The following is a 22,980-nucleotide window of genomic DNA, read 5'->3' on the forward strand; positions in this document are numbered from 1 at the left end:
AACATCATGAACGATACGAAATTCAATGGTAAGAACATTACTTCTGGCGCATTTATCCAATCCGATGATGCATCGCAATCGATTTCTATCGGTTCTATTACTACATCTTCATTTAATGCGCTTGACAAGGATAGCTCACTTTCAGATGTTGAAACAGCAATTGAATCGGTTTCCACAGAGCGTGCTAAACTTGGAGCTGTGCAAAACCGTCTAGAGTACACTTCGAACAACTTGGGTACGACTGTAGAGAACCTTACAGCAGCTGAGTCCCGTATCCGTGATACAGATATGGCGAAAGAGATGGTTAACCTTACGAAGAATAACATTCTTCTACAAGCTTCTCAATCGATGCTTGCTCAAGCTAACTCACAGCCGCAAGGCGTATTGTCCTTGCTGCAATAAAATTTTTAGAGATAAGAGAGTCCTTAGATATTCTAAGGACTCTTTTTATATATTTCACGAAAATAATAATTTAATGAGTATATTTCTATTAATTGCGCTAACAAAGACGCTAGATAAGTCCGATATTATAATAAGAAGATAAATGAAATCAAGGTGGGGAAATTGATGATGAATATTTCATCTGCACACACCACGGCGGGCTATTTGACAGATAAGAAAATGAGTAGCGGACCTGAGAAGGAAGCCGCAGTAGTCAATGCAGTACCCAATAATGGACGGTTATCAGTAAACGAACAGAAAATTTCGGCTTTAAATGGTGAGGATTCGCATCTAAAGAGAAGTATGAAACTTCTAATAGAAGCTGTTCAAGGACCGGACAGGACTATTGAACGATCTGTACATGAAGCAACGAATCACATTGTATACAAGGTGAAGGATAAGGAAAGTGGGGAGGTCATTCGCGAAATTCCTGAAGAGAAGCTGCTCGATGCGGCTGCACTACTTATGGAACTGACAGGCATCCTCATTGATGAGAGGGTTTAATAAGGGAGGAAATGACAGATGCGACTTTCAGGTTTAGCTTCTGGGCTAGATATTGACGCAATGGTTAAAGAGTTGATGAAAGCCAAGAGAAGCACGTATGATAACATGATCAAGAATCGAACAAAGGTCGAGTGGCAGCAAGAGGACTATCGTTCGATTAGTACGAAAATTGTTGATTTTCGGAACAACAAGCTTAGTTCCTTTAATTTGTCGAGTGCAATGAGCGCTAAAACTTCTGAGATTAGTGGTGATACTGCTGCATTAACGGTCAATTCTACGTCTCCAACAGCATTGGGTTCTCTGGACATTCTTGTAGATGAGGTGGCTACGGCTGCAAATACCGTGTTTAAATTTAATAAAGGTACAACGAGCACTGGACAGGAAAAAACATTAAGTGAGTTGGGCTTTAATATCACCGGAGGCGATGCTGTCATCGAGATCAATAATGTATTGATTACAGCTAAAGGGACTGATACTCTCAGTACGCTTGCAAAACAAATTAATGCGGTTAGCGGCACTGCTAAAGCGACGGCTCTGTATGATCCCGCTTCAGGTTCATTTTCAATAACGGCAACTAAGACGGGTTCTACGACAGACGACGGTAATGGATCAACTACTAATGGGCTAGCTGTAACCGGTTTTGCTTCAACGGATGTAACGGAAACATATAAGGATGGCAAAAATGCGAGGGTCCAAATTAACGGAATTGAATATATCCAGGCGAACAATCGCTTTTCTGTAGGCGGTATCGACTTTACTGTCAAAGGAAAGACGGCTTCAGGTAGTTCAACTGCTATTACAACGACACAGGATACGAATAAAACGATTGAAACGATCAAATCATTTGTCACGGAATATAACAGTTTGATGAACGCGGTCAACTCGGAGCTGTCAGAGGCGAGAAACCGCAGCTTCGCTCCATTAACGAGTGAAGAGAAGAAAGAATTGACGGACAAGGAGATTGAACAATGGGAAACAAAAGCAAGGAGCGGCACACTTCGTAATGATAGTACGCTTTCCCAACTCGTTTCTGATTTGAGAACAACGGTCACATCGCTTATAGGTGGAATTGTGGATGGAGACGGCAAGAAGCTTTCAATTGGAATCACTACAGGAGGTTATACCGAGAAAGGTAAACTCGTGTTAGATGAAGCCAAGCTCAGAACCGCACTCGAATCTAGTCCCGCTGATGTATCTGCTTTATTTACCGGCACTACGGGTGTGTTTAGCAAGATGTCAAAATCATCTATGACAGCGTTAAACAGTCTCTCTAAAAAAGCAGGCACTTCGCTTGTGAGCACGGATTTGAACTCAAGCTTTATGGAGAATTCGGCACTGAGTACTCAAATCAAAAGTATGAAATCTAGAGAGAGCAGCCTTCTTACCCGTCTCGATCGGATGGAGGACCAATATTATAAGCAATTCAGCGCGATGGAATCGGCTATTAATAAATTTAATAGCCAATCCTCAACCTTGGGTAGCTTTTATTCGTAGTTAAAGGAGTGAAAAGCTTTGCTTAATTCGCCATACAAAGTATATCAACAGTCTTCTGTTCAAACAGCGGCACCAGGTCAGCTTATTATTATGCTGTATGAAGGAGCAATAAGATTTACTAAAACGGCCATAGAAGGAATTGAAAAACGCAACTTAGAAATGGCAAATACGTACTTGATGAAATCACAGGCGATTATCAATGAACTGATTGCTTCGCTCGACCATGAATATGAGATATCAAAAGACTTGGCTCGTATTTATGAATACATGCTAAATTTACTCATTCAATCGAATTTCAAAAAAGATGCAAGAATGGCAAGCGAAGTGCTTGGACATCTGATGGAGCTTCGTGATGCGTGGAAGCAGGCCATAAAAAGCGCGCCAGGAAATGTTCAATCGGGGACAGTTTAAAGTGAGTGGTACATTAATTGAATTGTATGAAACCACTTTGGAACTGTCGGAGCGCTTGGAGGATACGAGCATGGAAGAATGGATGGATCTCATTCAGTTGAGAGATGAGGTTATCCCAGTCCTACAGCGTCGACCTAAATTAGAGGAAGACGAGAAGCGGATGCTGCGGAAAATCGTGGGGTATGATGAGGTTATGGTTGCTCGGATGAATGAGTTAAAACAAGAAGCGGCAGCAATGATTATTAAGGTCAATAAGACACGCATACAAAAGAATAGCTATGATTCAAATTCACCATCTGAAAGCTACTTCATTGATCAAAAAAAATAATTGTTTTTAATTAAAAAATGAAATGTTATACATGAACCGCTAGAGATGTGATCTGGCGGTTCATATTATTTTAAGTCAAGGAAAATCCGATATAATAAATAGGAGCTGGGGGGATACAAAATGGAAAGTCGGCAATATGTAGAAGAAACCATCGAAGAGATTAAACTTTTTTTGCCTCGGCTCACCCATGCATCTGAAGCAGTCATCGAAGTGTTATATGAACCGATGACGGAACAGACATGGCAGCAATTCGGAGATCTAGTAGAAGGCTTGGATGACCTGTTTAAAGCACTAACCTCAATTGCTAAAGAGATCGAAGAATTGGACGGCTTTGATGTTCCGAAAGCATCCATAAATGTCGTGTTAAGTCAATTACCTGAAAAATTTCAAGCAATGAATGCAAGTATGGATGATGAAGATTTTATTACAGCGAGTGACTACATCAAGTATGAGTTAACGCCACTTATTCAACAGCTTGCGATTGAGCTAGGTGATACTAAGGGGATAGCCGCTCAACGTTATGCTGCCAACATGACTTTTTTACAGCAAAAATACCCAAAGCTGTATATGCAATTAAGTAAAGTCGTTACAGATAAAAACCATTATCAACAGGCATTTGCCCGAAACGGCTTGCCTAATCTATGCATGGTTACAGATCGAGAAGCACCCATTTATTTATACAGCCAATATGATCCGGCCTTTGGGACTGAACGTTGGGCGAAATCACTTGCAGAAAAAGTTGAACATAAATCAGAAATCATCATGTTTGGTTTAGGATTAGGGTATCATGCGCGAAGTTACGCGAAGTTATATCCGACCCAGAAGCTTTCTATTTATGAGCCGGATGAACAAATATTGCTGGCTGCTATGAGCATCATTGATCTCAAGGATTTGTTCGATCAGCTGAATATAACGGATTTTGTAGTAGGGCCAGATAAAGCAGGTAGGGATAAACTGTTTTTCAGGTTTCTAAAATTTATGAAGGGTGATCCGGAAATCATTTCTATTCCCATCTATGATCGTATAAAAAGCGTGAATATAACAGAGTTTTCTAAGGACGCCAAAACAGCCATATTAAATTATGACAGCACCGTTCGTATGTATGAGAAATATGGTATGGAGTGGGCAACAAATAGTATGTATAACCTAGGGAAAACGTTAACTACTCCCTCCATCCTTCATCTAAAGAATAAGTTAGAGGGAATGACGGCCGTTATTGCAGGAGCGGGACCTTCTTTAGAAGCTGACATCGAGTGTCTGCGGAAGCTCAAGGACCATGCGTTCATTATTGCGGCAGGTTCAACGATCCAATCGCTGCTTCATTTTGGAATTGAGCCGCATTTAATTGTTTCGATGGATGGATCCGAGGCGAATTACAATGCGTTTAAGGGTTTGGATATTCAGCATATTCCATTACTGTTTACACCTATGCTCAAGTATCGTATTCTTGATGAAAAAAATGAAAACCTGTGCCATGTCCATTTTATCAATGACTCGCCTACTATACATTTTATGGGACTGCAAGAGCCGGATCCTATTTTTAATTCGAACCATTCCGTGACAGGTACAGCTATACAAGCAGCCGTGTATTTGGGTTGCAAAGAGATTGTGTTCACAGGACAGGACTTATCTTATCCGAGTGAAAATACATATTCTCCAGGCGCCCGGCATATGTCGAAGCAGAGAAATGAGATAATCATTAATTCCATTAAAGCTATGGGTGTAACCGTAGAGAATGTACAAGGAACACAGAATCGAACCAGCCACGCCATGAGTTTAACCCTATTGGATATTGAGGGTATGACTTTGAAGCATGCTTCAGATGCTCGTTTTATCAATACTACCCAAATGGGCGCTAAGATCAAGCATACAGAATGGAGCACGATGGAGGAAGTCTTATTGCGACTCCAAGGAAATATTCTTGAGAGTACGTTTTTCATTAAAGAGCTGCAACAGGCGAAGGGCTATGAAGAAAATCGTGTAAATAAAATCCGTACTCAAATCGCACAGCTGCCAAACGAAATGCTGTTGAATGAAAAACGTTTAAAACGTATTGATGACACCATAGGGAAGCTATCCGAGCTAAGCAGGACAAACCAGAAAAAATGCTATGAGATGTTTAACTTAATTGATACGGAATGGAAAGCAATCATACACAGCAGCCCATTCAAGGCTTTCTATTTTATGATATTCAAAAATGATCTGAACCGATTTGAGCGTGACCTGCCAGAGCTGGCGACTGAACTAAATTTAGTTATAAAATCAAAGTTGATTCAAGATATCATGCAGCCACTGATTCAAAAGCTAATTAGCCACTCTCCACAATTGTTTGAAGTGGTTAAAGAAGCTAAGCGCAGAGTAGAAGAGAGTATCAATAGCAGTCAGCAAGTATAGAGGTAAAGGTTTATGAAGCCGTCAGGGATATTATTTCCTGACGGTTTTTATTATTATATTTTTCTATAAAACCGATATATAGGGTAGAATGACAGGAGGCTCGACGAATGACTAACACTCCATATCCAATAAACGAAATAATTGAGGATATTAGATTTTTTTTACCTAAACTTATTGAGGCTTGCTTAGTAGTTGAGGACATGCTTCACGCCCCCATGACGGAGCAATCGTGGCTTCAGTTCGGCGACATGGTCGAGGGAATGGATGATCTCTATAAAACACTGAATGACATTCAAGTAGAGCTAGCTGAAAAAGCAAGCTATCATCCTATGCATGACAGTGTCATTCGTGCTCTTGCCAGCATCAAGGCTAAGTTTGGAGCAATGAACCTGAGCATGGACCAAGATGATTACATGGGTGCCAGTGAATGTATTCGATTTGAATTAATCCCCACATTTCAGCAGCTTGCTGTTGAGTTTGGAGATGTAAAGAGTAAGCGGGAACAATTTTTTGCTGCCAATATGCAATATTTAAAGAACAGCTACCACAAGGTATATTCGCAGATCCATATACAGTTGATCGATCATCGTCATTACCATGTTGCATACGCTAGAAATGGAATGCCTACACTGAGCATATCCGTGGCTAATGGTAAGCCATTGCAGGTATACAGTCAATTTAATCCGGTGAACGAGGCAAAATCCTGGATTAATAAAATGGCGGGTACCGCACGAGTGAAGTCGAAGGTTTTGATGTATGGTTTCGGATATGGATACCATGCTAAGGAGTATGCGGCAGTCTACTCCGAGCACAGTCTATTTCTTTATGAGCCCGACATACAGGTGCTCCTCGCGGCAATGAGCGTAATGGACATAGAAAGCTTATTTGAGAGCTTGAATATAATCGGATTTGCCGTCGGTACTTCGAAGGATGTTGTAGATGATATGCTGAAGCGCTTTAACCAATACAGCAGTGATAGTCCTAATATTGTTGTTCTTCCCGTATATCGTAAGATCAAAGCTGAAGAGTTGAAAGTGATTTATAGCTATGCAGAAAAAGCGATTATGGATCATAATAATGGTATTTATAATTTTAAGAAATTTGGTGTCGAATGGACTAGAAATAGCATGTATAATCTCAGATCGCTTCTTGCTGCTCCATCAATTGAGGGGATGAAAAATAAGATGGACGGGGTGACCGCTGTTATCGTCGGAGCAGGTCCGTCTCTGGAAGTAGATATTGATTACTTGCGAAAGCTAAAGGAGCATGCATTCATTATTGCTGCGGGTACATCGATCCAAACCTTGCTACATTATGGGATAGAGCCGCATCTGATTGTTTCCATTGATGGGTCAGAGGGGAATTATAAAGCTTTCCAGCCGCTTGAGGTCAATCATATTCCGCTGTTGTTTGCAGCGATGATTAATTATCGAATCATCGAACATCGGGTGAACCGCTTGCTTCATGTGCATCTTAAGAGTGATTCGACAATTGAGCATTTTATGGGAGTTCAAGCAATGGAAAACGCGGTATTCAAAACAACACATTCCGTGACAGGGACTGCCGTCCAAGCGGCCATTTATATGGGCTGTAAGGATATTGTATTTGCAGGACAGGATCTATCGTATTCAGGTACGCAGGTGTATGCAAGTGGAGCAAAGCACTTATCTGCAGAACAAAATGAAACGAGAATTAGGGAAGCAACACTCACAGTAGAAAATGTACAGGGAGCAATAAATCGGACGAACAACGGAATGAAAGCCATGCTGTACAACTTAGAGGAGCTTCTGTCGCAATATCCTGAAATCCGGTTTGTTAATACGACACACTTGGGTGCGAAAATCAAGCATACAAGCTGGGAGCCAATGATCGAAGTTTTACAACAGCTGAATAATAGGGTTATACATGAGGATTTCCTGATCAAGGAAATGGTTGGTCTACAAAGCTATAGTAAAAAGCAGGCTATGGAAATTTACGAAGGTATCGCTCAATTACCCGAACAAATGAAGGTATGTGAGAGTCAATGCAGAGAAATTGTTAGCCAAATTGGGCTTCTCACAGGGCTATGTAGAACGAATGCAAAGAAATGTTTGTCCACGATCAGGGAAATTGATAGACATTGGGAAATTGTCACTTCCAGCAATCCATTTAAAGGATTGTACATGAGGGCGTGTAGAGGTGAATTAAAACAATTTGAAGGTGAATTGTCGAAGCTGAATGCGGCTACAACGCTGCGGGATCAAGTTATCTTTTATCGCAATCATATGGAGCCTCTTATAAAAACGATGATCGATAGAAGTGCGGAGTTGATGGATATCGTTAAGGAATCGAAGCAAAGAATAGAAACGGTTATAAACAATTGAGATAACAAGACAGATAAGGAGTAAACTATGAGCAGCTATCGCAAGGTTTTGGTAACAGGGGCAGATGGTTTTATTGGATCACATTTGACAGAAGCATTAATTCGCAGTGGGTATGAGGTCCGTGCCTTTACTATGTATAATTCATTTAATACTTGGGGATGGTTGGATCAGTGTGCAGAAGATGTTTGCGGGAAATTCGAAGCGTTTGCAGGCGATATCCGTGATCCTTATGGTGTGAAGGAAGCGATGAAAGGCTGCGATGCAGTACTGCATTTAGCAGCACTTATAGCCATTCCCTACTCCTATCATTCTCCAGACACTTACGTAGATACGAACATCAAGGGTACTTTAAACGTATTACAGGCAGGCCGTGAACTGCAGGTTTCCAAAATTATTCACACCTCTACAAGCGAGGTTTATGGAACTGCAAGATTCGTACCGATTACAGAGGAGCACCCGTTGCAGGGACAATCGCCATATAGCGCAACAAAGATTGCCGCAGATCAGTTAGCTTTATCTTTCTACCGCTCCTTTCAAACACCTGTGGGCATTATTAGACCATTTAATACGTACGGGCCCCGTCAGTCTGCAAGAGCCGTTATTCCGACTATTATCACCCAGATAGCATCGGGTTATAAACAAATTAAATTGGGAACCATTCATCCCACCAGGGATTTCAATTATGTTCTGGACACGGTTAATGGCTTTATCGCAATGCTAGAGTCTAGCAATAGTATCGGAGAAGAAATAAATATAGGCAGCAATTATGAAATTTCCATAGGCGATACGGCTAAACTCATCAGCAAGGTCATGAATAAGGATATTGAAATCGTAAGCGATGAAACGCGATTTAGGCCTGAGAAAAGTGAAGTAGAACGGTTATGGGCTGACAATTCGAAGGCTGAACGCCTTTTAGGCTGGACGCCTGAATTAGGAGGGATTCAAGGCTTTCGGCAAGGAATTGAAAAAACGGTACAATGGTTTACGGATCAAAACAATTTGTCGAGATACAAGGCCGATCAATATAATATATAATTTTAACATAGGAGGCCTTGCAATGAGTAGAGAACGGTTACCAACGTTAATATTGGAGACTCTCCAGCAAGCACTTTCTAATCCCAAAAATTTCACAGCGCTGCATGAGCCGGCGTTCCAGGGAAGTGAATGGGAATATATAAAGGAATGTCTGGATACAGGATGGGTATCCTCCGTAGGGCAATACGTTGATCAATTTGAGCGTAATCTCGCAGAATATACAGGCTCACCATATGCTATTGCCGTTATGAACGGTACAGCGGCTCTTCATATCAGCTTGCTGTTAGCAGGCGTCCAAGCGAATGATGAAGTACTTATTCCATCATTAACGTTCGTGGCAACCGCAAATGCCGTTTCGTATTGCGGCGCTATCCCGCATCTAATCGATGTAGCAAATCAAACAATGGGCGTAGATCCAGTTAAACTAGATCAGTATTTGCAAGAGATTGTATACGTTAAAACGGATGGATATGCTTATAACCGGCAAACAGGGCGTAGAATCTCTGTTGTGGTTCCCATGCACACGTTTGGGCACCCGGTTGAATTAGATGCTCTAGTAGAGGTTTGCGAAAGATATCGGCTGGTGATGGTTGAAGACGCGGCAGAATCACTTGGCTCTTATTATAAAGGCCACCATACAGGGACCTATGGCAAATTGGCGGCATTGAGCTTTAATGGCAATAAAATTATTACAACCGGTGGCGGCGGAGCTGTTCTTACAGCGGATGAAGGGATAGCGAAAAGAGTAAAGCATTTGACGACAACCGCCAAAATTCCGCATCGTTGGGCTTTTCATCACGACGAAACAGCTTTTAATATGAGGATGCCTAATTTGAATGCCGCTTTGGGCTGTGCACAATTAGAACAGCTGCCAGATTTTCTAATAAGAAAACGTAAGCTTGCACAACGGTATAAAGAATCGTTGCTGCAAGTAGACGGTGTACAGTGGTTCGAAGAACAGAATCATGTTTCAAGCAATTACTGGCTGAATGCCATTATATTGGATCAGTCTGATGAGCGATTAAGAAACCAAATTCTAGATGCGACGAACGAAGCGGGCATTATGACTCGGCCAATATGGACTCCTATGCACCGTTTGCTCATGTATCAGGATTGCCCCCGGATGGATTTGAGTACCACTGAAGAGTTGGAAATGCGAGTCATTAATATTCCAAGCAGTGTGACATTAATGGAGTGAGGGAGAAAACAAAGTGAGGAAAATATGCGTTGTTACAGGCTCTCGCGCTGAGTACGGCTTATTATATCCCCTATTGAAAGAGATACAGGCAGATCTGGAACTGAAACTGCAGCTGGTCGTAACAGGCATGCATCTGGCTCCAGAGTTCGGGAACACATACAAAGAGATTTTGGATGATGGTTTTCATATTGATGAAAAGGTCGAGATGTTACTGTCAAGCGATACGCGAGTCGGGGTTACCAAATCAATGGGTTTAGGTCTGATTGGCTTTGCTGATGTGCTTAACCGTTTAAATCCTGATATCGTTGTGCTGCTTGGTGATCGCTTTGAAACAATGGTAGCCGCACAAGCCGCGATGATCGCTAATATCCCTATTGCTCATCTTCATGGAGGAGAAAGCACGGAGGGGGTTTTGGATGAAGCCATTAGACACTCTATTACAAAGATGTCACATCTGCACTTTGCTTCAACAGAAAAATATCGCAATAGAGTCATACAACTAGGGGAGCACCCAGATCGCGTATATAACGTGGGCGCAATAGGGCTAGATAATGTTCGGCAATTGAATTTACTTTCCAGAAAAGAGTTTGAAGCTTCAATTGATTTTAAGTTGGGAGCCGTGAACTTTTTAGTTACCTATCATCCTCTAACGCTCAAGCAAGCAAGCTCTGAGGAGCTGACTACAGCCTTGTTAGAGGCTTTAGACTATTTTAAACATGCCAATATCATTTTCACTAAACCGAATGCGGATACAAATGGTAGAATTATTGGCCATATGATAGATGATTACACTCAAAAAAACCCTGGGCGTACCGTAAGTTTCCAGTCACTTGGGAAACTAAGATATTTGAGCGCCTTGCAATATGTTGATGTTGTTATTGGGAACTCTTCTAGCGGTGTCATTGAGGTCCCTATGTTTAAAAAGCCAACAATCGATATTGGTAATAGGCAGAAAGGTAGACTGAAGGGGTCAACCATAATAGAAACTTCAGAACAAAGTGAGGAAATTATTAAGTCCATATCCCAAGCACTCGATCCAATCTTTTTAAAATCAAATGTTGAAGAGGCCGTGTCCATATATGGGGATGGAATGACAGCCAAGAAAGTGAAACACGTTTTGAGGCATGTCGATATAGACGGAATAATTAACAAAAAGTTTTTTGAGGTTGAATTGTAAGATGTAAGCCAGCAGTCGAAATTATATGTTGTTAGCAGTATACTCCATAATTTAGATACATTCTTTAATTTATAACAGAGGTTTGATTACGTAACGTAGAGGGTAGTATCGCATAATAATCCATATGCGCAATTAGTTAAAGGGAGGTATTTGAATGAGTGTATATATTATTGCTGAGGCTGGTGTTAATCATAACGGTTCGCTTCAATTGGCTAAGAAACTCGTTCATGCAGCAGTTGCAGCGGGTGCGGATGCTGTAAAGTTTCAAACCTTTCAAGCAGATAAACTCGTCAGCAGACATGCAGCCAAAGCGGACTACCAGAAAAAAACGACGGATGCGGAAGAATCGCAACTGGAGATGATACGTAGGCTCGAGTTGACAGCGGAAGATCACGTAGTGCTTATGAATGAGTGTCAAATGGCTGGGATTGAATTTTTGTCAACGCCGTTTGATCAATCGAGTCTTAAGCTATTGACAGAGCAATTAGGCTTGCGAACATTAAAAATATCTTCAGGAGATATTACAAATCTCCCTCTTCTACATCAAGCCGGCAAAAGTGGGGCCAACGTTATATTATCTACTGGAATATCAATACTTGGAGAGATCGAAGAAGCGTTAGGTGCTTTAGCTTTTGCCTATTTGGGAAACGAGAACCTCCCTTCGTTATCTCGTTTCAGGGAGGCTTATTGTTCTGAGGAAGGACAGGCATTGCTGCGTAAGAAAGTGACCCTTCTGCATTGTACAACAGATTATCCTACTGCATATAGTGATGTTCACTTAAACAAAATGATTACCTTACGCCAAGCATTTGGTTTACTGACAGGATATTCTGATCACACCAATGGTTCAGAGATATCGGTATCGGCTGTTGCATTAGGAGCTACTGTCATTGAGAAGCACTTCACGTTAAATAAAATGTTAGATGGTCCTGACCATTTGGCATCAATGGAGCCTGAAGAGCTGCGCGGACTAGTTAGCCAAATTCGCAATGTAGAGCTGGCGATGGGAATATCAAATAAAATCCCGGCGGCTTCGGAGTTGCGCAATGCGAGTCCAGCTCGGAAAAGCATAGTTGCCGCACAACCGATTGCCATTGGGGAAAAAATGACAGAAGCCAATCTTACTTTAAAACGGCCAGGCAGTGGTTTGCCTCCTTCTGCGTACTGGAGTTTACTTGGCAAACAGGCGAGCAGAGCTTATAATGCGGATGATCTAATTGATTGAGATCATGCTTAATAGGGCGTTTGCATCAAGCTATAGATTTATTTACCAGACCGCAAAGAGCTATATTCTTGCGGTTTTTCTTATTTTATAACGAGTGCTTACCGATATATAGAGTACAAGCTAGGGCTAAAAGGGGGACTGAAAATGAAACAGATCGATAAACTATTGATTTCACCACACACCTCCATATTGGAGGCTCTACATATTATTGATAAAGGCACCGTTCAAATTGCACTTGTAGTTGATACTGATAAACGACTGATTGGAACAATAACAGATGGTGATATCCGCAGGGGGATATTAAGGGGAATCGATTTAAATAGCGAAGTAAATCTAATTATGAAAAACGATCCAATCACCTCGCTTGACGTGGACAGTAAAGATATTGTCTATGCAAAGATGAAGAACTATAACTTAAAACACATACCAATAACGAATGCGGATGGGAAGATCCTACGACTAGAATTGCTCGGTGAGATCATTAAACTTGAACGCAGCGACAACTGGGTCGTTTTAATGGCGGGCGGGTTAGGGACAAGACTGGGTGAATTAACAAGGGACTGTCCTAAGCCGTTATTGAAAGTAGGTAGCAAGCCAATTCTTGAAGTGATATTGGAGAACTTCATCTCGAATGGGTTTTATCGGTTTATTATATCAGTTAACTATAAAGCAGATATGATTATGGAGTATTTTGGAAATGGATTGAAGTGGGGCGTTGAAATTATATACCTGCAGGAGAATAAACGGTTAGGTACTGCAGGAGCGTTAAGCTTATTACCGTTCATACCAGACAAACCTATACTTGTCATGAATGGGGATTTACTGACGAAAGTTAATTTCCAGCAATTACTTGATTTTCATTTGGATACAGGGGCAAAAGCTACAATGTGTGTCAGAGAATACGAGTTTCAAGTACCTTACGGTGTTGTCAAGGTGGATAATTATAGGCTTCAAAGCATAGAAGAGAAGCCCGTTCAACAATTTTTTATTAGTGGTGGAATCTATGTGATTTCCCCTGAGGTGCTGCATCACATTCCTGAGCAAACATTTTATGATATGCCTTCATTGTTCGAAAAGCTGCTGCAGCTTAATGCACCAACTTCAGCATTTCCGATTCGGGAATATTGGATGGATATCGGCAGAATGGATGACTTTGAACGAGCGAATAGCGAACATTTAGAAGGGATCTTCTAATATGATAAATGAGAAAAAGGTTTTGGCCATCATTCCTGCTAGAGGAGGCTCTAAGGGTGTTCCTGGTAAAAATATTCATAATCTTGCTGGAAAGCCGCTTATAGCATGGACGATCGAAGAGGCCAATAAATCGGTTTATATTGATCTAGTCATTGTTTCTTCTGACGACGAAGCCATAATACAAGCAGCCGTCGAATACGGAGGAAATGTCCCTTTTATTCGACCAGCGAGCCTGGCACAAGATGATACGTCCGGAATCTCACCGATTCTGCACGCAATCGAGCAAATCCCTGGTTATGACTATGTTGTTCTACTACAGCCTACGTCACCTCTAAGGAATTATAATGACATTGATAGTTGCATTGAGTTGTTTGTTGCTTCTGCCGCTACAGCGGCCGTATCGGTTACCGAGCAAGAGAAGAGCCCGTATTGGATGTTTCAATTAAATGAAGAAAATAGAATGAAACCAGTAATGGGCGAGGCAATAGCCGTACCGAGGCAGGACTTGCCTAAAGTTTATTCTCTGAATGGTGCTGTGTACGTTTCTAGTGTCGAGCAATTAAAGGAGACAGAATCATTTTTGACGGAAGAGACGGTGGCCTATGTTATGCCCCATGAAAGGTCCATCGATATCGATACATTAACTGATTTTCGTTTATGCGAAATATTAATTGAAAGCAGTGCAAGCAAAACGATCGCGAACCGTTGAACTTCAAATATTTAATTGGGTTTTATCAAAAGTGAATATTCAAGAGGAATCCACATTTTGTGATTTTGCGAAAATGTGTTCAATGATCGGGACGCTGTTATTTTGGATGTAGGCTGCGGAGCTAGCTGAGATGCCTTTTCTTTTGTGAAAGATGAATATCAAGTGATAGGCATTGTTAGCTCGTTCGCAGCTTTTACGTTGAATAAAACGACAGAAACAAGCTTGAATTTGACAGAGTCCATCCTCAGCTTTAAGCAGTTGATATTTCTGATGGCAGGATCTAAGTGGCCTGGTGGCATCCATACGTCAGAATGCGATATACGGAAACAAACAAAGTGGACTATATCTGAATTTAATTTCACAGCATAAACGAAACGATGGAAGAAGTTTGATTGTCTACCATGCCCTTATATCTAGATAAAAGAGATTTTTTAGCAGCCGAACTTAGAACGATTGATAATCAGTAGTGAATCAAGATTTACAATGACCATTATCGGATATTTTATGATAAAAATGCATCTGTGTCTTTAAGAACTATATTGTGTACATTAGCTAAAACAGCGGTTGAATCCGCTTACAACAAATTGTTTGACAATTCCGTGAAGTCGGTGTTATAGTCAAATTGTGGGTTATACGAAGAGATGCCTCACAGTATTTGAAGATGAAGGGAATGTTTGCACATGCAAGGTAAAGTTAAATGGTTTAACGCAGAAAAAGGTTATGGGTTTATCGAGACTGAGCAAGGCGGCGACGTATTTGTTCATTTCTCCGCTATCCAAACTGAAGGTTTCAAAACACTTGAAGAAGGCCAATCCGTGGAGTTCGATATTGTTGAAGGCGCTCGTGGACCACAAGCAGCTAACGTAGTTAAACTGTAATCATTCGGCTGATCCAGCCAACTTATATTTTGGATCATCACATATGCATTTAACATCAGCTCCGGGTAACCGGGGCTTTTTTTTGTTTCCTGTAGGGCGAATCATAATCGGTTAAGCAAGGCGTTGCTTTGGGTACAGGAGTCTATTAGTTCCATCGTATTATTTATCTGAAAATTCTAAATAAAACAAAAACTATTTTGATCTCAATGCTTACATATGCTATAATAAGACCATGTAAAGGAGGAGTTCCCCATGAACTACAACATTCGAGGTCAACACTTTCAAGTGACAGATGCATTGAGAGACTACGTCGAAAAAAAACTCAGCCGATTGGATAAATATTTTGAAGCACCAATCACCTCCGATATTAATGTGACACTATCGGTTACCAAAGGCAAACATGCAGTTGAGGTGACCATTCCGCTCACCGGCGTTATGCTAAGAGCCGAGGAGAAAAGCGAGGATATGTACGCATCGATTGATGTGGTTGCGGACAAACTCGAACGTCAAATACGCAAACATAAAACGAAAGTAAATCGTAAGTTCCGCCAAGGCAGCGGCGTTCGCGCACTGTTTAAGGAAGAAGGCTCAGCAGTGGGCGTTCTTGAGGAAGAGGATGATTTGGAGCTGGTACGAACCAAACGCTTCGCACTCAAGCCAATGGATGTGGAAGAAGCGATTTTACAGATGAATATGGTAGGGCATAGCTTCTTCGTTTTCTCCAATGTAGACAACAAGGAAATCAGTGTTGTATACAAAAGAAGCGATGGCAAATATGGATTAATTGAGCAAGGCTAAACGCCATTATACTTAACATCGAAGGGCCTTTTCTCCGATAAGGAGAGAGGCTTTTTCTTTTACACGCGTCCTCGTTGCGGCGGTGTCGACAAACTGATACAATTTAATGCAAAGAGGCGTCATTACGAAAGGGGAATTCCATGCTCGGATTAGTGAAGAAGATATTTGGTGACCATAACGAGCGCGAGGTAAAACGGCTCCAGCGGACGGTAGATGAAGTAAATGCGATAGAGTCGAAGTATACGGCCTTATCCGATGAAGCGCTGCGCGCGAAGACTGAGGAATTTAAAGCAAGAATTGAAAAAGGCGAAACACTGGACAAGATTCTGCCAGAAGCTTTTGCAACGGTTAGAGAGGCTTCCAAGCGTACGCTTGGCATGCGTCACTTCGATGTACAGCTGCTAGGCGGTATGGTTCTTCATGAAGGCAAGATCGCGGAGATGAGAACGGGTGAAGGTAAAACGCTGGTAGCTACGCTGCCGGTTTATCTGAACGCTCTGCTCGGCAAAGGCGTACATGTCATTACTGTCAATAATTACTTGGCTCAGCGCGATAGCGAGCTGATGGGCCAGCTTTATGGCTTCCTAGGTATGACGGTTGGCTGCAATCTTCACGGGTTGTCGCATGACGAGAAGCAAGAGGCGTATGCTTGCGATATTACGTACGGAACGAACAATGAGTTCGGATTCGACTATTTGCGCGACAACATGGTTCTGTACAAGGAACAAATGGTTCAGCGTCCGCTTTATTTTGCCATCATTGATGAAGTGGACTCCATCTTGGTCGACGAAGCGCGGACTCCGCTTATTATTTCCGGGCAAGCCGCGAAATCGACTGAGCTTTATTTTGCCGCAGACCGTTTTATTAGCCGCTTGAAGCCTGAAGAGGATTTCACGATTGATATTAAGCTGCGCAGCGTTATGCTGACGGAATCAGGCGTTGAGAAGACGGAGAAGGCGTTCCAAATTGAGAACTTGTTCGACCATGCGAATGTTACGCTGAACCACCATGTTCAGCAGGCACTCAAAGCCAACTTCATAATGAAACGCGACGTGGATTACGTTGTGGAAGATGATGAGGTTGTGATCGTCGATGAGTTTACGGGTCGCCTGATGTCTGGACGCCGTTACAGCGACGGCTTGCATCAAGCTATTGAAGCAAAAGAACAGCTAAAGGTTCAGAATGAAAGCATGACGCTTGCGACGATTACGTTCCAGAACTATTTCCGTATGTACCGCAAGCTTGCGGGCATGACAGGTACGGCGAAAACAGAGGAAGAAGAGTTCAAGCGTATTTACGGACTTGATGTTATTCAAGTGCCTACGAACCGTTCCATGATCCGCAAGGACATTGCAGACGTAGTCTACAAGTCTGAGAACGGCAAGTTTAAAGCGGTTGTAGAAGAAATCGTCGAGCGCCACAGCAAGAACCAACCTGTACTGGTCGGTACAATATCTATCGAGAACTCAGAGAAGTTATCCGATATGCTGAAACGCCGCGGCGTAACGCATAAGGTGCTTAACGCGAAGTTCCATGCGGAGGAAGCGGAAATTATTTCGCGCGCAGGACAAGCGGGCTCCGTGACGATCGCAACGAACATGGCAGGCCGCGGTACGGATATTTTGCTAGGCGATCAGGTTGCTGATCTTGGAGGCTTGCATATTATCGGTACGGAGCGCCATGAGAGCCGTCGGATCGATAACCAGCTGCGCGGTCGTGCGGGACGTCAAGGCGACCCAGGCTCATCGCAGTTCTACCTATCGCTTGAAGATGAGCTTATGCGCCGCTTCGGTTCTGAGAACATAATGGGCATGATGGACAAGCTGGGCCTTGATGAGGATCAGCCGATCGAAAGCCGCATGATCTCTAGAGCGATTGAATCTGCACAGAAACGCGTTGAGGGTAATAACTTCGATATTCGTAAGGTTGTCCTTCAATATGATGATGTGATGAACCAACAACGTGAAGTTATCTATAAACAGCGCCGTGATATCCTTGGTTCGGAGAACATCCGCCAAGAAGTGATGGATATGCTTAAGCCTGTCATTGAACGCATCGTGGAAGCGCATTGCTCGGAGGATATTCCGGAGGAGTGGGATCTTCAAGCAATCGTGGATTACGCGCATGCGACATTCCTGAACGAAGGTTCTTTGACCAAGGAAGAGATTTGGGGCAAGGAAAAGGAAGAGATCGTTGAATATATCCTTGCTGAGGTCGTAGCTTCTTACGATGAGCGTGAGGAAGAGCTTGGCGCGGAAACGATGCGTGAATTCGAGAAGGTTGTCGTGCTTCGCGCAGTAGACAGCAAGTGGATGGATCACATCGATGCGATGGATCAGCTTCGCCAAGGTATCCATTTGCGTGCATACGGCGGTACGGATCCGCTTCGCGAATACCAATTCGAAGGCTTCGAGATGTTTAAGGAAATGATCGAGAGCATCCAAGAGGAAGTCGCGAGATATATCATGAAGGCACGCGTAGAGAGCAACTTGGAGCGCCAAGAGGTTGCTCAGGGCCAAACGACGACGACAAGCGGCGGCGGAGAGGCAATGGAAAAACGTCCGGCTAAGCGCGAGGAGCGCGTTGGACGCAACGATGTTTGCCCTTGCGGCAGCGGCAAGAAGTATAAGCTTTGCCACGGCAAGTAAGGAACGGCGTTCGAAGGCACGGCATAGTGTAGAGAACGAACAATTATTTTGAGGTGAAGCGGACGCTATGATAGACATAACGGTTAAACAAGACCTGCGTGAAATGGCCAAGCGGCTCCAAGAGCTCAGGGGGTCTCTTTGACTTAGATCTTAAGCAAGAGATCATCGCCAATTTCGAGGAGAAAATGACGCTTCCTGATTTCTGGGATGATAATGAGAAAGCGCAAGGCGTCATCGCGGAGTTAAATGCTGTGAAGTCAGTCGTAGACCATTATGATGGGCTGAATGGCGAGCAGGAAGACCTGCAAATGATGCTGGAGTTGGCGGAAGAGGAAAGCGATGAGTCGCTTGCCGCGGACGTTGTAAGCGGCGTAGAGAAGCTGATGCGCAAGGTCAGCGACTTCGAGCTTCAATTGCTGCTCAACCAGCCGTATGACAAGCTCAATGCCATTCTTGAGCTGCATCCTGGCGCGGGCGGGACTGAGTCGCAAGACTGGGGACTGATGCTGTACCGCATGTACACGCGCTGGGCAGAGAAAAGCGGCTTCAAGGTAGAGCTGCTTGACTATCTGCCCGGTGACGAGGCTGGAATCAAAAGCGTTACTATTCTGGTTAAAGGCTTCAACGCTTATGGGTATTTAAAAGCGGAGAAAGGCGTGCACAGGCTTGTTCGCATTTCGCCATTCGACTCCGCTGGCCGACGTCATACGTCATTCGCTTCTTGCGATGTCGTTCCTGAAATCGACGACAGCATCGAGATTGAGATTCGCTCGGAGGATTTGAAGGTAGATACGTACCGTGCGAGCGGAGCGGGCGGCCAGCACGTCAATAAGACGGAATCGGCTATCCGCATCACGCATATTCCTTCTGGCATTGTGGTAGCGTGCCAGCAGGAACGCTCGCAGATTCAGAACCGGGAGAAGGCGATGAAGATGCTGCGCTCCAAGCTGTATGATCGAAAGATCGAGGAGCAGATGAAGCATCTTGCCGAAATTCGCGGTGATCAGTCAGAGATTGCTTGGGGCAGTCAAATCCGGTCTTACGTATTCCATCCTTACAGTATGGTCAAGGACCATCGGACATCGGTTGAGACAGGCAATGTTGGCGCCGTGATGGATGGCGATATAGATGCGTTTATTGACGGTTACTTGCGCCATCAGATTCGTCATGATTAAAGAATAGCATTAGGGGAAGAGTTCCGACACGTTCTGCGTGTGGAGCTCTTCTTTTTGCGAAAATCAGCTTGCGAGGAGATATTTAGCATGAGCGCTAGTACAGTGAAAAGAAGAAAGAACGGACCGAGGATGAGCCCGCGCGCCCAGTCGGCATGGAGCATTGTCCAGCTTCTTATCGGTTCTATTATTGTTGCGATCAGCTTCAATATGTTTATGGTTCCGAACGGCATTGCATCGGGAGGCGTATCTGGCGTTTCGATACTGGTTCAACGAGTAGCGAATATCACGCCTGCCATTACGCAATGGGCGATCAATATCCCTTTATTTATCGCAGGTCTCTGGCTGCTCGGTAAAAGGTTTGGTGCAAAAACAGCGCTTGGTTCCATCATATTGCCTTTGTTCGTTTTACTGACAGACGGATTCCAGTCTCCGACAGATAATCCGCTGCTAGCGGCTATTTATGGCGGTATTGGAGTGGGGCTTGGCCTCGGTCTTGTTTTTCGCGGGGGCGCCTCGACGGGCGGCCTGGACCTAGCGGCACAAATATTGCATCGCTATACGGGCTTGCCGCTGAGCTTAGCTATTGTGTGCTTCGATGGCTGCGTGATTGTAGCTGCTGGTTTCATCATATCGCCTGAGGTCGCCTTATACGCATTGATTGGCTTGTTCGTGACGAGCAAGACGATTGATTTCGTACAAAGCGGGCTGCAGCTGTCCAAGGTGGCGTTCATCATAAGTGATTATTCAGAAGAGGTTAGTGCTGCCATACTGAATGATCTGGATCGTGGCTTAACGCGGTTAGACGGCCATGGCGGGTATACGGGTGCAGGGCGTACTGTTCTTATGGTAGTGGTAGGGCAGAATGAGGTTCCAAAGCTGAAGCAGCTGGTACGAGCGATTGATCCCGGTGCTTTTGTTATCATCAGCAATACGGCTGAGGTATTGGGGCAGGGCTTTAAATTGGAGAACTAGCAAAGTTGGAGCGTCTGCGGTGAAAGGGAATATATAGGATACAAGAAATGGCTGCCGTTGAATGGCAAGGCGGGCTTGTATCCTCATTGGATCGCTGGTATTAGATTACTTTCGTTTTAGCTTTTCAATTTCCGTTTTAAGATTAAGCTGTTCTCGATTCAGAATATCAATCCCGAAGCTGTGCGTATTCAATTCAGCTGTTACTTTGCGCTCGAAGCTCGCTTGTCCGGCATCGAGTCGTTTTGAAATCTCGAGTGTTTCCAGCGCAGCCTGACGAATCAGTGGAATATCAACGACGAGAGCTTCGATTTGATGCAGACGTTGGTTAGTTGTTTGCTGCTCGACCTTTAACTCGCTGAGCGTATGCCGCATGCTCTGCTGCTCTTCTTTGACCTCGCTGAGCGTATGCCGCATGCTCTGCTGCTCTTCTTTGACCTCGCTGAGCGTATGCCGCATGCTCTGCTGCTCATCCTTGACCTCGCTGAGCGTATGCCGCATGCTCTGCTGTTCTTCTTTGACCTCGCTTAACGTACGCTCCATGTTCTGCTGCCCGTCTCTCAATGAGCTTAACTCATTTAGAATTTGCTGCAAAATGTTCTCTCCCATACTTAAGTCACCTCCATTTGAATGAATAGCTGTTTAGCTTGGTGTGGCGCCGTCCATCTTTCTCTCGTTGAAATTAGTATATCATTTCTGCTACTCGTATGATAACATAAAAACGAGAACGTTTGTTCTGTTTTATGAATATATTTATCCTTTTAAAGTTGAATATTGGATAAAAAATAGCCATAATTGTTCGTTGTATTATTATGAATTGGAATGTATAATAATACGAATAAACCTGCATATTTCCATCAACTGCCGAATGTTGTACAATTATAAGTTGAAGAAGAAGTCAACCTTTCCGCGTGCGGAAAGAGCAATAGATACAGCTGCGGCGCGATTATTGCTGGGCCTGCGGCATTTCGTTTCGAGGAGAGATCAATATGGGCATAAAAGTAAAAATAGCAATTATTGGATCGACCGGCTACGGCGGCGTAGAGCTCATTCGTTTGCTTGCTTCCCACCCGCTTGCAGAGGTGACATCGGTCATTTCGTCTTCAAGCGCTGGTACGCCAATCACGGAAGGATATCCGCATTTGACCGGTATTCGCGAGGAGCTACTAGATGATGTAGATCCAGCAGCAATCAAGGCTAAAGCAGATGTTGTGTTTTTGGCAACGCCAGCGGGTGTAGCAGCAAAGCTAGTGCCATCGTTGCTTGAAGCAGATCTGAAAATTATTGACCTGTCAGGTGATTTCCGACTGAAGTCGCCTGCATTGTATGAGCAATGGTATAAAAAGCCTGCAGCGGATGAAGCTTACTTGAAGCAGGCGGTATTCGGCTTGGCCGAAATTTATGGAGACCAAGTGCTGAATGCTCCATTTATTTCGAATCCCGGATGTTATCCGACAGCAACGCTGCTAGGCCTTATTCCGGCAGTTAAAGCGGGATGGATTGATCCCTCCACTATTATTATTGATGCCAAGTCCGGAGTTTCCGGGGCAGGCCGCGGTGCATCTTTAGGCACACATTATTCCGAGCTGAACGAAAATCTGAAGGCTTATAAATTGAACCAGCATCAACATATCCCAGAAATTGAAATGGTGCTATCGGACGTGGCAAGCAAGCCGGTCGTAACGACTTTTACTACGCATCTCGTACCGATGACGCGCGGGATTATGTCGACGATGTATGCTGCTGTACAAGGCGAGCGGAGCTCAGCTGACTTCGTAGAGCTTTACCGTTCCTACTATGAAGGCCGTAAATTTGTACGTATTCGTCCAGAAGGCCAATGGCCGACGACGAAGGAAGTATGGGGCTCGAACTATTGCGATATAGGCTTTGCGGTTGACGAACGTACGGGCCGGGTAACCATCGTGTCAGTTATTGACAACCTAGTTAAAGGGGCGGCAGGGCAAGCGATTCAAAACCTGAACATCATGATGGGCTGGGATGAGACGCTGGGCTTGCAATTTGTTCCCGTTTATCCTTAA

20 protein-coding genes are annotated in these 22,980 nt (G+C 43.7%); 19 read left to right on the top strand and 1 reads right to left on the bottom strand.

Going from position 1 to position 22,980, the window contains the following annotated elements; translation table 11 throughout:
* The 18 genes from FHS16_RS23055 to FHS16_RS23140 form a co-directional block, all read left to right on the top strand.
* A partial coding sequence (locus FHS16_RS23055) for a flagellin (RefSeq protein ID WP_281379168.1) occupies window positions 1-402 on the top strand: 402 nt, incomplete at its 5' end.
* 165 nt (window positions 403-567) lie between these two features.
* Complete coding sequence (locus FHS16_RS23060; RefSeq protein ID WP_183568400.1) at window positions 568-945, top strand: flagellar protein FlaG; 378 nt, start codon at window positions 568-570, stop codon at window positions 943-945.
* Window positions 946-963: 18 nt separating this feature from the next.
* Window positions 964-2,439, top strand: a complete 1,476-nt coding sequence (gene fliD / locus FHS16_RS23065) for a flagellar filament capping protein FliD (RefSeq protein ID WP_183568403.1) — start codon at window positions 964-966, stop codon at window positions 2,437-2,439.
* 18 nt (window positions 2,440-2,457) lie between these two features.
* On the top strand, window positions 2,458-2,850 hold the full coding sequence (gene fliS / locus FHS16_RS23070) for a flagellar export chaperone FliS (protein ID WP_183568406.1): 393 nt from the start codon (window positions 2,458-2,460) through the stop codon (window positions 2,848-2,850).
* A gap of 70 nt (window positions 2,851-2,920) precedes the next feature.
* Window positions 2,921-3,178, top strand: coding sequence for a hypothetical protein (locus FHS16_RS23075; RefSeq protein WP_183568410.1), 258 nt, complete (start codon window positions 2,921-2,923; stop codon window positions 3,176-3,178).
* A gap of 120 nt (window positions 3,179-3,298) precedes the next feature.
* The gene (locus FHS16_RS23080; RefSeq protein ID WP_183568413.1) at window positions 3,299-5,572 is read left to right on the top strand and encodes a motility associated factor glycosyltransferase family protein; all 2,274 of its coding nucleotides are present in this window, start codon (window positions 3,299-3,301) and stop codon (window positions 5,570-5,572) included.
* A gap of 107 nt (window positions 5,573-5,679) precedes the next feature.
* Complete coding sequence (locus FHS16_RS23085) at window positions 5,680-7,935, top strand: motility associated factor glycosyltransferase family protein (protein ID WP_183568416.1); 2,256 nt, start codon at window positions 5,680-5,682, stop codon at window positions 7,933-7,935.
* Window positions 7,936-7,962: 27 nt separating this feature from the next.
* Window positions 7,963-8,970: an NAD-dependent 4,6-dehydratase LegB gene (locus FHS16_RS23090; protein WP_183568418.1), complete on the top strand. Its 1,008-nt coding sequence runs from the start codon at window positions 7,963-7,965 to the stop codon at window positions 8,968-8,970.
* Window positions 8,971-8,992: 22 nt separating this feature from the next.
* Window positions 8,993-10,168 carry a LegC family aminotransferase gene (locus FHS16_RS23095; RefSeq protein ID WP_183568422.1) on the top strand — a complete coding sequence of 392 codons (1,176 nt, stop codon included), beginning with the start codon at window positions 8,993-8,995 and terminating at the stop codon, window positions 10,166-10,168.
* A gap of 13 nt (window positions 10,169-10,181) precedes the next feature.
* A complete protein-coding gene (neuC, locus tag FHS16_RS23100) occupies window positions 10,182-11,345 on the top strand; it encodes a UDP-N-acetylglucosamine 2-epimerase (protein WP_183568425.1) in 1,164 nt (387 codons plus the stop codon).
* 154 nt (window positions 11,346-11,499) lie between these two features.
* Complete coding sequence (gene neuB / locus FHS16_RS23105) at window positions 11,500-12,570, top strand: N-acetylneuraminate synthase (RefSeq protein WP_183568428.1); 1,071 nt, start codon at window positions 11,500-11,502, stop codon at window positions 12,568-12,570.
* Between the two features lie 144 nt (window positions 12,571-12,714).
* Window positions 12,715-13,764, top strand: coding sequence for a nucleotidyltransferase family protein (locus tag FHS16_RS23110; RefSeq protein ID WP_183568431.1), 1,050 nt, complete (start codon window positions 12,715-12,717; stop codon window positions 13,762-13,764).
* Between the two features lies 1 nt (window position 13,765).
* Complete coding sequence (locus FHS16_RS23115) at window positions 13,766-14,473, top strand: acylneuraminate cytidylyltransferase family protein (protein WP_183568434.1); 708 nt, start codon at window positions 13,766-13,768, stop codon at window positions 14,471-14,473.
* A 680-nt stretch (window positions 14,474-15,153) separates the two neighbouring features.
* Complete coding sequence (locus tag FHS16_RS23120) at window positions 15,154-15,351, top strand: cold-shock protein (protein WP_028608231.1); 198 nt, start codon at window positions 15,154-15,156, stop codon at window positions 15,349-15,351.
* A gap of 252 nt (window positions 15,352-15,603) precedes the next feature.
* Window positions 15,604-16,149: a ribosome hibernation-promoting factor, HPF/YfiA family gene (gene hpf / locus FHS16_RS23125; RefSeq protein WP_183568437.1), complete on the top strand. Its 546-nt coding sequence runs from the start codon at window positions 15,604-15,606 to the stop codon at window positions 16,147-16,149.
* A 140-nt stretch (window positions 16,150-16,289) separates the two neighbouring features.
* Window positions 16,290-18,797, top strand: a complete 2,508-nt coding sequence (gene secA, locus FHS16_RS23130; protein ID WP_183568440.1) for a preprotein translocase subunit SecA — start codon at window positions 16,290-16,292, stop codon at window positions 18,795-18,797.
* 67 nt (window positions 18,798-18,864) lie between these two features.
* Window positions 18,865-19,972, top strand: a protein-coding gene (gene prfB / locus FHS16_RS23135) for a peptide chain release factor 2 (RefSeq protein WP_183568444.1) whose coding sequence is annotated in 2 segments (ribosomal slippage) — window positions 18,865-18,936 and window positions 18,938-19,972 — 1,107 coding nt in all. Because the reading frame shifts where the segments join, the coding sequence is not laid out codon by codon here.
* 87 nt (window positions 19,973-20,059) lie between these two features.
* Window positions 20,060-20,944, top strand: a complete 885-nt coding sequence (locus FHS16_RS23140; RefSeq protein WP_183568447.1) for a YitT family protein — start codon at window positions 20,060-20,062, stop codon at window positions 20,942-20,944.
* A gap of 105 nt (window positions 20,945-21,049) precedes the next feature.
* Here FHS16_RS23140 and FHS16_RS23145 read toward each other — a convergent pair whose 3' ends face one another.
* The gene (locus FHS16_RS23145) at window positions 21,050-21,550 is read right to left on the bottom strand and encodes a hypothetical protein (protein ID WP_183568450.1); all 501 of its coding nucleotides are present in this window, start codon (window positions 21,548-21,550) and stop codon (window positions 21,050-21,052) included.
* Window positions 21,551-21,930: 380 nt separating this feature from the next.
* Between FHS16_RS23145 and argC the strand changes: the two genes are divergently transcribed.
* Window positions 21,931-22,980 (top strand): N-acetyl-gamma-glutamyl-phosphate reductase, encoded by a 1,050-nt coding sequence (gene argC, locus FHS16_RS23150; protein ID WP_183568453.1) that lies wholly within the window; start codon window positions 21,931-21,933, stop codon window positions 22,978-22,980.

It is taken from the genome of Paenibacillus endophyticus, from assembly GCF_014192395.1.
GTDB lineage: Bacteria > Bacillota > Bacilli > Paenibacillales > Paenibacillaceae > Pristimantibacillus > Pristimantibacillus endophyticus.

Excerpts from the sequence above, each read along its gene's own strand:
- secA (WP_183568440.1), top strand. The coding sequence starts at position 16,290 with ATGCTCGGATTAGTGAAGAAGATATTTGGTGACCATAACGAGCGCGAG.
- FHS16_RS23060 (WP_183568400.1), top strand. The coding sequence starts at position 568 with ATGATGAATATTTCATCTGCACACACCACGGCGGGCTATTTGACAGAT.
- fliD (WP_183568403.1), top strand. The coding sequence starts at position 964 with ATGCGACTTTCAGGTTTAGCTTCTGGGCTAGATATTGACGCAATGGTT.
- FHS16_RS23080 (WP_183568413.1), top strand. The coding sequence starts at position 3,299 with ATGGAAAGTCGGCAATATGTAGAAGAAACCATCGAAGAGATTAAACTT.
- hpf (WP_183568437.1), top strand. The coding sequence starts at position 15,604 with ATGAACTACAACATTCGAGGTCAACACTTTCAAGTGACAGATGCATTG.
- FHS16_RS23145 (WP_183568450.1), bottom strand. The coding sequence starts at position 21,550 with ATGGGAGAGAACATTTTGCAGCAAATTCTAAATGAGTTAAGCTCATTG.
- FHS16_RS23110 (WP_183568431.1), top strand. The coding sequence starts at position 12,715 with ATGAAACAGATCGATAAACTATTGATTTCACCACACACCTCCATATTG.
- argC (WP_183568453.1), top strand. The coding sequence starts at position 21,931 with ATGGGCATAAAAGTAAAAATAGCAATTATTGGATCGACCGGCTACGGC.
- FHS16_RS23115 (WP_183568434.1), top strand. The coding sequence starts at position 13,766 with ATGATAAATGAGAAAAAGGTTTTGGCCATCATTCCTGCTAGAGGAGGC.
- FHS16_RS23090 (WP_183568418.1), top strand. The coding sequence starts at position 7,963 with ATGAGCAGCTATCGCAAGGTTTTGGTAACAGGGGCAGATGGTTTTATT.
- FHS16_RS23120 (WP_028608231.1), top strand. The coding sequence starts at position 15,154 with ATGCAAGGTAAAGTTAAATGGTTTAACGCAGAAAAAGGTTATGGGTTT.
- neuB (WP_183568428.1), top strand. The coding sequence starts at position 11,500 with ATGAGTGTATATATTATTGCTGAGGCTGGTGTTAATCATAACGGTTCG.
- FHS16_RS23075 (WP_183568410.1), top strand. The coding sequence starts at position 2,921 with ATGGAAGAATGGATGGATCTCATTCAGTTGAGAGATGAGGTTATCCCA.
- FHS16_RS23085 (WP_183568416.1), top strand. The coding sequence starts at position 5,680 with ATGACTAACACTCCATATCCAATAAACGAAATAATTGAGGATATTAGA.
- FHS16_RS23095 (WP_183568422.1), top strand. The coding sequence starts at position 8,993 with ATGAGTAGAGAACGGTTACCAACGTTAATATTGGAGACTCTCCAGCAA.
- FHS16_RS23140 (WP_183568447.1), top strand. The coding sequence starts at position 20,060 with ATGAGCGCTAGTACAGTGAAAAGAAGAAAGAACGGACCGAGGATGAGC.